Below are 13,312 nucleotides of genomic sequence, written 5' to 3'. Positions count from 1 at the left end.
GCCCATCCGCTGAGGTGACAAGCCAAAGTGCCGGCCACGTCGGACGCGCCCTGATCCCCACCGACAGATCGGGAACGGTGGGTCAGACCCCCGGCAGCGCGCCCGCAGCGCCACCCACCTGCTCGGCGAGTGTGACCGCGACCAGACGCCGCTCGAGGTCGGGACGGCGGAGCCGAGTCGAGGCGGTCAACAGGAACACGCCATGACCGTCGGGACGCCCGACCGGCAGTTCGATGACGTCCATCGTCGGCAAGCCCTCCCGGTCGACGTCGACACGTCGACCGTTCCAGGTGACGCCCCCGTCGCCATGCAGCTGAGGGCGATCCCGGCGCGGCGGGTCCGGGCTGAATCGGCACTCGTCGAGATCGAGGACCTCCGCGATCATGCGCCCGACCGTCGCGACGAGTTCCGGGGCGGCTGACCCCTCTCTGGCGATCCGAGCCGCCTTCGTCAGTCCGGCGAGATAGCCCTCACGGCGTCCGGCCCGGTCCTGCTCACGCCGACCCCATAAGGCCACTTCGGTCACGGCGACGCCCACCACCGCCAACAACACGGCGGTCTGGATGTCGACCCGATCCACCATGACGAACCGGTAGAACGGCGACGTCAGGAAGAAATCGAAGGAGACGGCCGAGGCCAGCGCAGCCAGCACACCGGCTGCTCGATCACCCCGCACCGCCACCGCAACCACGACGAGCACCAGGACCAGTGCCGCACTCGTATTCTCCAGCACGCCGTGCAGAAGGCTCAGACCCGCAGCGACGGCGACCGGGATCACCACCGCCCACACGAGCGCAACCGGACGCCGTCGAGCAGCCATAGCTGCCAGCCGACACCTCGGCCGTCCCCTCGACAAGGACCCTTAACGCGACCTTGACAGCGACCACCCGGCCGGACGAACGACCGCGCGAGTCGGCCCACGACAGTCCGCAGATCGACGCCGGCCGACAGCAACTCGGTTGCGGAGTAGTGCCGTAGGGCAGCGTGACCGGGCGGCGCCGCGGAACCGGGGAGGGCTCGATCTACCGCCGTGCGGACGGCAGATGGGTCGCGATGCTGGATCTCGGTTGGGAGAACGGCAAGCGCCGGCATGCGGTCTACGGCAAGACCCGGGCCGAGGTCGCCGCGAAGCTCAAGGAGCTGCACCGCGCCCAGGAGGACGGCGTCGACCTCACGGCCAAGCCTCGGACCCTCGCGGAGTGGCTCAACGAGTGGCTGAACGACATCAAGGCGAAGGACGGAACGCGGCCCTCGACGCTCGACCGTTATCGGCTCGTCGTCCGCCTGGACCTCGTGCCGGCGCTCGGCAAGATCCGCGTGGACAAGCTGACGGTGCGAGACGTCCAACGCTTCCTGACCGCGAAGGGCGAGTCCTCCTCCCCCGGTGGCGTCGCGAAGATCCACGCGGTGCTACGGGCTGCGCTCTCCGACGCTGTGCGGTTCGAGCTGGTCAGCCGGAACGTGGCGAAGTCGGTCAAGCTCCCGAGCAGCGCGGCGGCGGAGCGACGGGTCCCGACACCCGCGGAGATCCGGCAGCTGTTCGCGGCCGCGGAGGGCGACCGGCTCGGCGAGATCTTCCGCCTGGCGGTCCTGCCGGGACTCCGGCGCGGTGAGCTACTCGGGCTCCGTTGGACCGACGGCGACCTGGAGGAGCGCTTTCTCGTCGTCCGGACGACGATCCAACGATCGGGAGGTCGGCTGCGTGTCGCGGAGCCGAAGACCCGTCGGTCGGCTCGTCGGATCCGCCTCCCGCAGAGCGCCGTTCGTGCGTTCGAGCGGCAGCGCATCCGGCAGGCCAAGGAGCGGCTCGCGGCCGGCTCGGCGTGGCAGGACCAGGGCTGGGTGTTCGCCTCGCAGATCGGCACACCCACGCAGCCGCGGAACCTCAGCCGGCGCTTCGTCCAGATCCGGCACGAGGCCGGGCTCGACTGGCTGCGCCGGCACGATCTCCGCCACGCCTGCGGGACGTACCTCATCGCCGAGGGCGTCGACCTGCGGACCGTGATGGAGTTGGTCGGCACTCGACGTTCCGGCTCACGATGGACACCTACGCCCACGTTCTCGACGGCCAACTCCACACCGCCGCGGACGCGATGGACAGGGCCTTCGGAGAGGACTGAGCGGTGCTGTGGCTACACGGTTGGCAACACTCGGCCGATTCGCGAGCAGGCTCCTCAGCGTTCGCGCTGGTGAGCGGTGGTGGAGACGAGGGGAATCGAACCCCTAACCCCCGCCCTGCAAATGTGGATCAGGCGCCGCGACGGGGGCTCCGGCCGAGGTCGCGCCGAGACCGGAAGTGCCGCACCTGACCGTGGTTGACCGGCCCGTGTGGCACTCCCGCTTGGGGGATCGCCAGACGGGCGCGCGTGGCGGTGGAGATTCACGCTCCGCGTGAAGTTGTTGACCTCGGTCTTCGAATAGCCGAGCTGCTCAAGCGAGTGCTTGGGCGCCGTGCTGGCCTTCGACGCTTCCCGCACGATCTCGAAGGCTTTGTACAGGTCGGCCCAGTCCATATCGGACTTACCGAGGAGGGCAATCAGCTCGGCCACCGCTGGTTGGGCCCTCGCCAGCCGTAGGTAGTTGGGTCGAGGTTCCAACGACTGCTACATCGAGGCCGTCTCCGGGATCGCAGCAATGTCGGGACTGTAGGCGACCATCCAGGTCGGTTCGATCCGGTAGAAGATCACCTCGGTCCAGACGAAGGCGTCCGGTCCATAGTGGCCCTTTAGGTAGTCGAGCGTCTCGGGCCAGCGCGGGTCCTCGGGGCCGTCGGACGGGTTCAGCGGGCGCGCGTGGCCGTGGACGAAGACGCCGAGTGCTTCCCCCCGCATGTGAGCGACGCTGGCGGCGGGGCGGGCGGCAAGGTGGCGGGCCTTGGCGGAGGAAGGATCGGTGCCCAGAACCCACTCGCCGTGGAGAAGGTGGCCGTCCACGCCGCTGACCCTGGGCTCGCCCGCCCGGGTCACGGTGGCCAGGGCGAGCGTGCACATCCCGTGCAGGAAGCGGACGAGCTGTGCCGCGTCCACGGTCCGCTCGCCGGGGGTGATGATGCTCTGCAGGTGCGGGTTGGAATTGCGCACCGAGGTGTCCAGGAGCTCCTGGAGGCGGCTGATCTCGGCGTCAGTCTCGAACATCTCTCTCCTGTCGTAGTCGGGTGAGTGACGATCACTCGCCGCGCGGGAGTCGGCGGCGGAGGTAGTGGGCGGTCGGGGTGTCGACTGCAGCGATGTCGCTCGGGGTCCCCTCGGCGACCACGTGGCCACCGTGACGCCCGGCTCCGGGGCCCATGTCGATGATCCAGTCCGCTGCTGCGGCGACGGTGATGTCGTGTTCGGCGAGCAGCACGGTGTTCCCGGCCGCGACCAGAGCATCGAAGACGTCCACGAGCCGCTGGGTGTCTGCCGGGTGCAGACCGGCGGTGGGCTCGTCGAGCACGACCAGCCCGCGTGCCCGGCCCGTAGTCCCACGCTGGATCGCGGCTGCCAGCTTGAGGCGCTGGGCCTCGCCGCCCGAGAGTTCGGTGGCGCTCTGTCCCAGCTGCAGGTAGCCCAGTCCGACACCCTCGAGCGCGGTAAGGACACGGCCGAGCTGGTCGTTTCCGATGAACCGGTCGACGGCCTCGGCAACGGTCAGATCGAGGACCTCGTCGATCGTCAGCCCCGCGTACCGGACGGACGAGGCCTCGGGTCGGTAGCGGCGTCCCTCGCATTCCGGGCAGGTGACCCAGACATCGGGGAGGAAGTGCATGTCCACGAGGGTGCGGCCGTTGCCGGCGCAGGCGGCACAGCGTCCGCCGTCGGCGGCGTTGAAGGAGAACCACGAGGCGGTGAGGCCCCGTTCCCGTGCCGCAGGGGTGGCCGCGAAGAGGGTTCTCAGGATGTCGAACGCCCTGCTGTAGGTGCCGGGGTTCGACCGGGGGGTGCGTCCGATCGGTTCCTGGTCGACCACGGCGACCCAGTCGATCGGCCCGGTCCCCTCGACCCGGGGGCCGGCGGTCACCTGCTCCGCACCGCAGCGCCCGTCGACAACCGCGGCCGTCTCAGCGGCCACGGCGGCGAGCAGGCTGGTCTTGCCGCTGCCGCTCACCCCGGTCAGGCAGGTCAGTTTCCCTATCGGGAGTCGCGCCCGCGGAACGTCGACGGAACCCGCGCGAATGCCGTGGACGGTCAGCCAGGCGGTGTCGGCGTCGATCCGCCGGTGCTCCCGCCGAATCCGCAGGCCGTCGGCGAGGTGGCGTCCGGTCACCGAACCGGGCTCGGCAGCCAGACCGGTCGGGGGCCCGGAGAACACCACCCGGCCGCCGTGACGGCCGGCGCCTGGGCCCATGTCGATCACCCAGTCCGCGCGGGCGATCAGTCCGGGATCGTGCTCGACCAGCACCACGGTGTTCCCCGCCGCGCAGAGCCCGCGGGCGATGGCGGACAGGTGGTCCTTGTCGGCGGGATGCAGCCCGGTCCCCGGCTCGTCGAGGACGAAGTTCATCCCGCTCAGCTCGGTGCTCAGCTGCCCGGCCAGCCGGGTGCGTTGCAGCTCACCACCGGACAGCGAGGTGGCCGTGCGGGAGAGCTGGAGATGGGCGAGACCGAACCGGCAGGTCAGATCCAGACGGCGGTCGAGATCGTCGAGCAGCGGAGCACCGACCTCGCGGCCGCCACCCTGCAGACTCCGGCGCACGATCTCGCTCCAGGCACGCACCTCCCGCAGCTCGCAATCGACGAGATCGGCATAGGTGAGCCCGCCCAGAGCGATCTTCCGGGCGGACTCGCCGAAGCCGGTCCCGCCACATCCCGAGCAGGGCGTGACGCGCATGTAGCGGAGATAGCGTTGCTTCGCCGACGCCGTCGTGGCCTGGCCGAACACCCGCTCCACCTCGGCGAGGGCACCGCGCAACGGCTTGGTCGTGGTGTAGGTCCACGAGGCACTCTCGTTCTTGTTGGGCATGTCGACCGTGGCCTCGATGCCCTCGTCACCAGTGCCGTGCAACACCTCGTGCCGGAACCGCTCGGACAGCGCACCCCAAGGCCGAACGAGATCCACAGAACGCTTCGCCGCGAGGGCCGGCACGAAGGCGTGCTCCCCAGAGTGCCACTTCGCGAACCACGGCGACGCCCCCTCGAACAGCGGAAGGTCTGGCCGCGTGATGATCGACTCCTCGCTCGCGCGCCACCGTCCGCCCACACCATGACAGTCCGCACACTGCCCCTCCGCCGAATGCCGGTCGAAGTGCGCGGTCGAGAGCCGCCGCTCGAGGCTCGGGGCAAGGACGGAAAGCCGGGAGTACAGCAGGCCGAGGTAGCCATCGATGCCGGTCAGGGTCGCCACCGTGGACCGCGGACTGGTGCTGAGCCTGCGCTGGTCGACGGCGAGAGTCGCCGTGAGCCCGACGATGCGGTCCACCTGCGGCCGGCTGCGCTGGGTCAGGTACTGGCGGACGAAAGGAGACAGCCCCTCCATATAGCGCAGCTGGGCCTCGGCGTGCAGGGTGTCGATCGCCAATGACGTCTTGCCGCTCCCGCTCAACCCGGTCACGGCGACCACCCTCCCCTTCGGGATGCGGACCGAGACGTCGCGCAGGTTGTGGGTCCTGGCCCCGACGATCTCGATCGCGTCGTCGACCACGCGGTCTCGGTTCGATCCCGCCGGCATCGTGTCGCCGCCCCTTCTCACTTCTCCACCTGACCGCGCTCCGACGGCACGAGCAGGCCGATGATCTCGCCGAGCCGGTCGGCCAGGTACTCCTCGAGGCGCCCCGACGCCCGGAACGACCACCAGATCAGCGACCCCTGCCACTGCGCCGCCAGCGTGTGGCCGATCCGCTCGGGAGCGTCGGGCACCGACACGAAGCAGACATCCAGGGCATCGGTGAGGGCGACCTCCCAGGCCGCCCCACGCCCCCGCAGCACCGGATCTCGCAGGTCCTCCCGCAGGAGCAGCAGCCCGCCTCCGTAGCCGCCGGAACCCTCGTACTGCCGCGACAGACCGAGCAGGAGCTCGACCGCGCCCGCAGCCGTCCTCGGGACCGTCGCCGCGAGCTCGGCCGTCACCTCGTCGAGCTGGTCCCACGCCTGAAGCAGCGCCCGCCGGCCGAGCTCGGCCTTCGAGCCGAACCGCTGCACAAGCGTCGCGGCCGAGAGCCCGCAGCGCTGGGCGAGTGCCGCGAAGGTCAGAGCCTCGGCCCCACCGTCACGCAGGAGGGCGAGCGCTACGTCGAGGACCTGCTCGTCGGGCTGCGACTTCCTGCGGGGCACGACGCAAGCATAACCGAATGCTCGTTTATAAACAGGGCCGGGTCTCGCCACCGATGTTCCTCTCGGCCACGTCAGCCCCGACCACGCTCGATGCGCACCTGTTCGACCAGCTCGGCGTAGCGCTCGCCGGCCTCCTCGTCACCGAGTAGCCAGTGAGCTGAGCTCCACGGGACCGGGCACGGCGACGTGTGACCAGGATCGGGACACAGGAGTAGATGGATGCGGTCGACGAGATCTCGTGCCTGGTTCGGGTCGCAGTACACGCCCAGGTGGATCTCCCAGAGGTGCTTCGTCGAATCGCTCACACGACGAACCTGACAGATAGGGCGGACGGCGGCATCAGGGATCACCCCGACGGAGCTGGGGTCGACGTGGCCGCGGCAGTGTGATGTTCACGGGCTCACGAAGGTGCAGGGACCGGTGGCGGACACCCGTCGTCACCTCATGGCCGATGCTCACACCAACCTTCTACGGCCGTCGCAGCCGACTACCGAGCAGCTCGGCTGCTTCGCGATCGCTTCCATCGACCCACGCTGCGTACACGCGGAGTGTTGTGGCGCCTCCGCCTCCGTGCCCGAGACGTCCCGCGACAGTCCGTAAATCGGTCCTAGCCGCAAGCAGCTCAGTAGCTGAGTAGTGCCGCAGGGCGTGGAGATGGCTGTCGATAGCCAAGCGCTGGCACATCCGCCCGTAGCGATGGGTCACGCCGCTCGGGTTGCAGGGCTTGTCGTTGGTCGGCGAGTAGGAGAACAAGTAGGTCGTCTGACCGGCCTTGACCGTGAGTTCGCCTCAGCGCTTCTCGTACCGCTGCCGGTGCTCGGTGAGGACCTCGACCGTCGCCTCGTCGACCGAGACTCGGCGGGCGCGGTGGGTCTTGGTGTCCTTCTCGACGTTCCTGCCCGCGACGCGCACGTGGTTGCGACGGACGGAGATGACGCCGTTCTCCAGGTCGATGTCCGACCAGCGGAGCGCGAGGAGTTCGGCACGGCGCATGCCCGTCACCATCGCGACCCAGACGAGGGTGCCCCAGTCCGGGTCCTCCTCCCATGCGGCAGCCACCAGGGCAGCGGCCTCGGCCGTCGTGGGCGGCTGAGGGCCGGTGCCGGGATGCGCGGGATACGGGCCAGCTCGGCCGGGTTCGTCGTGATCCATCCCCACCGCTGCGCCGCGGTCATCGCACCGCGAATGACGAAGTGAATCTTGCGGATCGACGCGGCCGCGAGCGGCTTGCAGACGTGCGGCTTGCACTCGACGACCTTGCAGCCCTTCTCCGCGCAGTCGTGCGGCGGATAGCCGGCGGCGGGCGCGCGGCCCGGAGGGCGCTTGTGGCGGACCTCGCGGCACTCGTGAGGCCCGTCCACGCGGTGCTCGACGAACTGGCGGCGGTTGCAGCGTGAGCCGCAGCGGCGGAGCTCGGCGTAGAGCTTGTCCAGGACGTGCGTGGTGATCTTGCCGAGTGGTTCGTCGCCGAGGACGGGGTAGATGTGGCGCTCCGCGTAGCCCACGTAGTTCTCGCGGGTCGACTCTTCGAGCTCGTGGGTGTCGAGCCAGGCCTCGATCGTCGTGCGCAGCGAGGCGCGGGTCTTGGCGTGGCGCTGCTCGGTGACCTCCGCTCGGAACTTGCGAAGCATCTTCTTCGCCTCGGCCTCGTCCATGGACGATCCGCGCAGGTAGAGCTTGCGCCCGGTGACAGGAACGAGCCCGGCGTAGAGCACCGCCTGGAAGGACTTCCCGCGGCGCCGGATCATCCCTTCAGCGCGCGACCTGGACGGATTCTTGGCCACGTCTCGAAGCTAGGGAGTGCCACAGACAGTGCCATGCACCGGGTAAAGATCAACTCCGACGAGCGTTTTCGCTGGTCAGATGTGGTGGAGACGAGGGGAATCGAACCCCTAACCCCCGCCTTGCAAAGAAGACCGGCGGTGTGAGCTGGATTACATTCCGCAGGTCAGAGCGTCGCAGGCGCTGTACACGCTGCCTCCCGTGGCGTGGTCTGACCAGCGTTCATTGTCATCGTCAGTGCCATCGTGTCCATGGTGGACATTCGGGGATGAGCGAGCACTCTCGTCGGGAAGTGATCAGCCATCGGTTGGGCCGCCTCTTCAGAGGCGTTCGACGCGATCGGCCTGCGGGCCCCGGTCGCTCTGACGCACCGCGTACCGGACCCGGTCCCCCTTCTGCAGCGGCTCCGACCCCATGATCACGGACACGTGGGCGAAGAGATCGTCGCCGCCTGCGTCCGGGGTGATGAAGCCGAAGCCTCGGTCGCTGTCGTAGCGTGCGACGACGCCCTCGCCGCCTCGTACGGGCACGTCCCGCGCCGCCGACCCTGCGGCCGCAGCAGGTGCCGACCGCCGCGGCGCCGTCCGGGGCTCCCGGACCAGGTGCACGTCGCGGGCCTGCGGGCCCTTGTCTCCACTGGCCACCTCGTAGGCGACGCGGTCTCCCTCCGCGAGCCAGGTCAGCCCCTCGGCCAGGGCCCGGGCGTGAACGAAGACGTCCCCGGCGCCGGAGTCGGGGTTGATGAAGCCGAAGCCCTTGTCCTCGTCGTACCAGGCCACCGTGCCGTCGGCACCGTCCGCGATGCCGGCCGCAGCGGGTGAGCCGGCCCCTGCTCCCAGCGGGATCACGTGCCCGGCCTGCGGGCCGCGCTCGCCTTCGACGATCAGGAAGGCCACCCGCTGCCCCTCGGTGACCACGCCGCCGGTCACGATGGCGGAGCTGTGCACGAAGACGTCGGCACCGCCGCCGTCCGGCGAGGCGAAGCCGTACCCCTTGCCCGGCTCGTACCAGTTGATGGTGCCGAGCAGGCCCACGGCGCTGCCGGCGGCCGCATCGGCGGTGACCCGAACGCGCAGCGCCTGGGGCCCGCGGTCGTTCTCGCCGACCTCGAACACGACGGCCTGACCCTCGCGGAGCACCTTCGCGCCGCCGTCCCCGACGATCTCGGAGGCGTGCACGAACACGTCCGGCGAACCGTCCTCGAGCGCGAGGAAGCCGAAACCCCGGTCGGCGTCGAACCAACGGACGATCCCCTGCGGCATCAAAGGCTCCAGGTCGAGAGGGCGGGCACTGGCCCCAGTCTCTCTGACAGACCTCGCGGTGCGTCGGGCCGGGCCCGCAGGCGGGCAGTGCGGAGCCAGGCGAGGGCTTTTGGTTGACGTCGTGCCTCGTCGCAGAAGGCTGACGTCGTCACCCTCGAAGACAGTCGCGAGCGTCGCGAGGTCGACGTGCCGCGCCGGCCGCCCGGCAGCCCGGTATCACGAGGAGCGGTCCGGCCCGTCCTCGCGCGGGCGGTGCAGGACGAGCGCTCCCGGCCCGATCTCGACGAACGGCACCTCGTCGAGCGCAGTGAGGACCGCGTCGAGGTTCGCGGCGAACAGCGCCAACAACGCGGCGTTGGTGATGTTGCCGGTCGCGACCACGAGCAGCCGACGAGGCGACCCGGACAACAGGTGTCCGTCTCGGAAATCGCGGTCCTTGGTCACGACCACCCGACCATCCTGGTCGGCCAGGACGGCGATCTGCGCGTCCGTCGTGCGGTTGCCGTCCGGCAGATCGGTCGTGTGCAGCGCGTCATGGCCGGCGTCGGTCAAGGCCCGCGCCAGTCGCGCAGGCAGCTGCGCGTCGACGAGAAACCTCACGCGGCGCCGAGCGGGACCACCCGACGCCGACCTGCCGCCAACGCGCCGAACTCCAAGGCCGCGAGCAGATCGTCACGTTCGAGGTCGGGGTAGTCCTCGAGCACCTCGTCGATGCTCATGCCTGCCGACAACAGTTCGAGCAGGCTCTCGACGGTGTAGCGCAGACCCCGCACCGTCGGCTGGCCGTGGCACACCGCCGGATCCGAGGTGATGCGGTCCAGACGCGTCATGAGCACAGCGTACCGACGCGAAGGGGCCGGTACCGAGCTGATCCAGCTGGGCTGGCGCCCAGGCTGCACTCCGACGGCACCATTCCGGGGCTGGGCACCTGTGGAAGGTCCGACCTCTACGAGCACACCGAGCGGCCACAAGCAGGGTGGGCGGACACCGTTCTCGTCGCTTCAGTGCCAGATGATCATTATGTGATCTTACAGCAGGCGTCACTGCAGTTCAGAGTGGTGGAGACGAGGGGAATCGAACCCCTAACCCCCGCCTTGCAAAGGAAATCGGCGATGTGAGATGGGTTGCATTGTGCAGGTCAGAGCGTCGCAATCGCTGTCCACGCTGCCTCCGATGGCTTGATCCGACCAGCGTTCATTGCCATCGTCAGTGCCATCGTGTCCTGAGTGGACGGAACGACTAGCAAGGCCGGTAGGTCGTACCGCCGGGCAGGTAGCAGCGCGGACCGGTGTAGCCAGGGTAGGGATCGGCGGCGGGTTCGTCCTTCTCGTCCCCACCGCTGTCCCGACTCGTGGATCTCCGGTCGGAGTCGTCATCGTCGTCTACTGGCGGGCTGACGTAGGTGTCCCGGCTTCGCTCGGACGCCGAGCGGTCGCTGCGGTCGTCGTCCGAGACCGAGTCGTCAGAGACGCGGTCAGCGACCCGCCACGGCGAGACGACGCTGGTGCACGCCAGCCCGTAGATACCGAGGGACCGTACCGACGCCGCCTGGTAGGCCGCCTCAAGCTCGAGCGTGTAAGCGGGATTGCCTGCGTAGGCCGGGAACCGGCGGACGAGGCCGTCCCGGAGCATCTCGTGCGCGAGATCTTTGGTCGCGCTGGCGTTCTCGCCGTACCGGACGTACCTCAGCGGGCGCCCGACGCGATCCTCCCCGGTGTCGCCGTCCTCGTAAATGCGGACGATCTTGTCGGTCAGCTCGCGGCGGATGAACGACATGGCCTCCGCGCCGCCGCACTCATCGAGCTCCGGAGCGTCGATGCCGACCAGCTGGACCTGGCGGCCGTCTTCGAGTGCGAGAGTGTCACCGTCGATCACTCGTGTCACAACAACGCGCTCCCCGCCCTGCTGGCAGGCCGCCTCCGCGGCGTAGCGCGTCGATTCCGTCGTGCACTCCTCCGGGAAGGACCGCCGCTCGTCCACGTCCTCGGGCAGACATGCGGCAGCCAGCAGGCCAGCCAGGATGAGGGCCACGATGATCTTACGTAGATCACGGCGAGCAGTCGCCGAACTCGGGCCCGGCTGCGCTGCTGCCGGTGGCACGGCGGTTCCAGGCAAAGACGCCCCTCTCGCTCAGACCTCCGATTTGCGGAGATCGTCCGCCTCATCGTTGGACGGCTGGCAGATCTCGTAGGTTGGCGGCCGATCGGAGTAGCCGAGTCAGCCCTAGGAGCTCCACGCCTCACGCCGGGAGGCGCCGGGGAGACTGAGATGGCCCGCCTCTCTGACCTCGCGTTGTCCCGCTTATCAAGGCGCGACCTGACAGGAGCTCAGAGGTCCCCTGCAGACAGATATCGTCGCGGGAAAGCACAGGTCGGGAAGTGAGGTCAGTGGTGATTCAGGTCTGTCCGTTCTGCGCCGACGCCGACGACGTGCACCGTGTACCCCTCGGCCCTGGCGCCTGGCGTTACACCTGCGAGAACTCGACACGGCACCCCGCTGGCTCCAGCTACGAGTGGGATGCCACGACCGAAGCTGAAGTACGCGATGGCGAGATCGGCGGCCTGGCTGCCGAGATTGGCCTCGCCGAAGACCTCAAGATGTGTGTTGTCCCGGGTGAGCCTTGGGTCGAGTACGGCGTGGTCGAGCACCGCTACAGCGAGCTGAACCCAGCTGCTTACGGCACCCTCGTGCAGAAGTTTGGGCACACGCGGATCGCCCCCAAGTCGTACACCGCCTCGGTCTATATCTCCCTGACCCTGGGAAGGATCTTCAAAGCCGGCGACATCTGCTGGCAACGCGGAAAAGGCATCGGCTACTGGCGCTACAACTCCGATATCTCCTGTTGGGCTGCCTCACCCGCTCCACCAGCCGACGCGGTACTCACCTACTACGACTTTGCGCTATCGGCCGGACTGGATCCAATGGCATAGGAGTATCTCGACGATGTCCTGCCCCAAGCCGACCTCGGCACTCGTCTGGCACCCGTCTGAACTTCCAGGGGGGTTCGGCGAGTCAGGCGAGCTGTCACTTGCCAGCTGCCTGAGCACGACCCGAGCAGGGACACGCGGTGTCGTGTACCGCACCACCCGAGACCAAGGAATCGTCGGCATTTTCGATTTCCTCTCCGATGCACAGCCGCATCCCGACATGCGATGGGCTGCATACGGAGTCCTACGGGCAGTGACCCCCTTCTTGCCACGCGACGTACTTCTCGCTGACGGCGACCTCGGATCGACCTTCCGCCATATGCGCGGGCGCAAGAGCCTCCCGGCGCTTGTCGGTGAACGTCTCCTCGAGCTTCTCCCCAGGCTTCCCGACTTCGCGACCACTGACGAACTGCTTCCCGGGCCGGAGGAGCACTGGGAGTGGATCCCCGCGCGTCCGGAGACGGACTGGGGCTCCGAGGCGGCGATGCGCGACGCACTCGCCATTGACCAAAACGCCTGGAAGAGCCTCGGCTTTAAGGCGAGGCCATTGACCGAGAAGCGTCCACCCGGCAGCACACTCCGGATGGACCTCTATGACCACGGCGTAATCGCTGAGTGCAAGAACGTCCTCAGCGGATTGGAGGTCCTCCGTCAACTCGACGGCTATCTCGATCTCTGTCACCGCGACGCGGGCGGGCAATGGACAGGTCATATCGTTGTTTCGGCTGGATATACGACGGAACTGGCGAGAGCCGTCCGAGCTCGCCGCAACATTCGTCTCTGGGAGTGTCGACGAGCAATTGATGGCCGGCCAACCCTGACAGAGGTACGCGTCTAAGTCACTCCAACGGGTGAGATGCCACCCTGGGTCAACATCTAGTCACCTCATGACACTAGCGTCAATGACTGAGGTGATTATGTGGCCGACTTTCCCGGAGCAGAGTTCTTCCCTCCTGTCCCGCCTGCGCTTCGTTCGGCATTCGACGACTGGGAACGAGGCGGTCGAGAGGCACAGCCATCGGCGGCCTGGAGAAGAAGGACCTGGGAGCGTCACCTCGGCGGATATCCACTACCGGCCGATGAGGAGATCGGA

The 13,312-nt window shown here is 68.5% G+C and carries 13 protein-coding genes, 1 tRNA gene and 1 pseudogene; 3 read left to right on the top strand and 12 right to left on the bottom strand.

The features are described 5' to 3' along the window. Positions 1-82: 82 nt before the first annotated feature. A complete protein-coding gene (locus ACL02T_RS34325) occupies positions 83-781 on the bottom strand; it encodes a DUF4118 domain-containing protein (RefSeq protein ID WP_412834995.1) in 699 nt (232 codons plus the stop codon). Positions 782-1,053: 272 nt separating this feature from the next. On the opposite strand from ACL02T_RS34325, the gene ACL02T_RS34320 reads away from it, so the two are divergent. After that, positions 1,054-2,193: a tyrosine-type recombinase/integrase gene (locus tag ACL02T_RS34320; protein WP_412834994.1), complete on the top strand. Its 1,140-nt coding sequence runs from the start codon at positions 1,054-1,056 to the stop codon at positions 2,191-2,193. Between the two features lie 410 nt (positions 2,194-2,603). Here the strand turns inward: ACL02T_RS34320 and ACL02T_RS34315 are convergent, their stop codons facing one another. The 11 genes and pseudogenes from ACL02T_RS34315 to ACL02T_RS34265 form a co-directional block, all read right to left on the bottom strand. Further along, the gene (locus ACL02T_RS34315) at positions 2,604-3,134 is read right to left on the bottom strand and encodes a pyridoxamine 5'-phosphate oxidase family protein (RefSeq protein ID WP_412834993.1); all 531 of its coding nucleotides are present in this window, start codon (positions 3,132-3,134) and stop codon (positions 2,604-2,606) included. Positions 3,135-3,165: 31 nt separating this feature from the next. Beyond that, positions 3,166-5,619, bottom strand: a complete 2,454-nt coding sequence (locus ACL02T_RS34310) for an excinuclease ABC subunit UvrA (protein WP_412834992.1) — start codon at positions 5,617-5,619, stop codon at positions 3,166-3,168. A gap of 44 nt (positions 5,620-5,663) precedes the next feature. Then, positions 5,664-6,248, bottom strand: a complete 585-nt coding sequence (locus ACL02T_RS34305; protein WP_412834991.1) for a TetR/AcrR family transcriptional regulator — start codon at positions 6,246-6,248, stop codon at positions 5,664-5,666. Positions 6,249-6,319: 71 nt separating this feature from the next. Continuing rightward, complete coding sequence (locus tag ACL02T_RS34300; protein ID WP_412834990.1) at positions 6,320-6,553, bottom strand: hypothetical protein; 234 nt, start codon at positions 6,551-6,553, stop codon at positions 6,320-6,322. Positions 6,554-6,716: 163 nt separating this feature from the next. Then, a pseudogene (locus ACL02T_RS34295) lies at positions 6,717-7,241 on the bottom strand (tyrosine-type recombinase/integrase). A 5-nt stretch (positions 7,242-7,246) separates the two neighbouring features. Then, positions 7,247-7,996 (bottom strand): tyrosine-type recombinase/integrase, encoded by a 750-nt coding sequence (locus tag ACL02T_RS34290; RefSeq protein WP_412834989.1) that lies wholly within the window; start codon positions 7,994-7,996, stop codon positions 7,247-7,249. Between the two features lie 354 nt (positions 7,997-8,350). After that, positions 8,351-9,292, bottom strand: a complete 942-nt coding sequence (locus ACL02T_RS34285; protein ID WP_412834988.1) for a cold-shock protein — start codon at positions 9,290-9,292, stop codon at positions 8,351-8,353. 216 nt (positions 9,293-9,508) lie between these two features. Further along, on the bottom strand, positions 9,509-9,892 hold the full coding sequence (locus ACL02T_RS34280) for a DUF5615 family PIN-like protein (protein WP_412834987.1): 384 nt from the start codon (positions 9,890-9,892) through the stop codon (positions 9,509-9,511). After that, positions 9,889-10,122: a DUF433 domain-containing protein gene (locus ACL02T_RS34275; RefSeq protein ID WP_085914069.1), complete on the bottom strand. Its 234-nt coding sequence runs from the start codon at positions 10,120-10,122 to the stop codon at positions 9,889-9,891. The genes ACL02T_RS34280 and ACL02T_RS34275 overlap by 4 nt, the downstream gene beginning before the upstream one ends. A gap of 226 nt (positions 10,123-10,348) precedes the next feature. Beyond that, a tRNA-Ala gene (locus ACL02T_RS34270) sits at positions 10,349-10,464 on the bottom strand. Between the two features lie 67 nt (positions 10,465-10,531). Further along, positions 10,532-11,323, bottom strand: a complete 792-nt coding sequence (locus tag ACL02T_RS34265) for a thermonuclease family protein (RefSeq protein ID WP_412834986.1) — start codon at positions 11,321-11,323, stop codon at positions 10,532-10,534. Positions 11,324-11,679: 356 nt separating this feature from the next. Between ACL02T_RS34265 and ACL02T_RS34260 the strand changes: the two genes are divergently transcribed. Then, positions 11,680-12,222 carry a hypothetical protein gene (locus ACL02T_RS34260; RefSeq protein WP_412834985.1) on the top strand — a complete coding sequence of 181 codons (543 nt, stop codon included), beginning with the start codon at positions 11,680-11,682 and terminating at the stop codon, positions 12,220-12,222. A gap of 142 nt (positions 12,223-12,364) precedes the next feature. Continuing rightward, on the top strand, positions 12,365-13,057 hold the full coding sequence (locus ACL02T_RS34255; protein ID WP_412834984.1) for a hypothetical protein: 693 nt from the start codon (positions 12,365-12,367) through the stop codon (positions 13,055-13,057). The last annotated feature ends 255 nt before the right edge of the window (positions 13,058-13,312 follow it).

The organism is Pseudonocardia oceanicola (genome assembly GCF_047200735.1).
Lineage (GTDB): Bacteria > Actinomycetota > Actinomycetes > Mycobacteriales > Pseudonocardiaceae > Pseudonocardia.
This window is presented reverse-complemented; position numbering and strand designations above follow the sequence as displayed.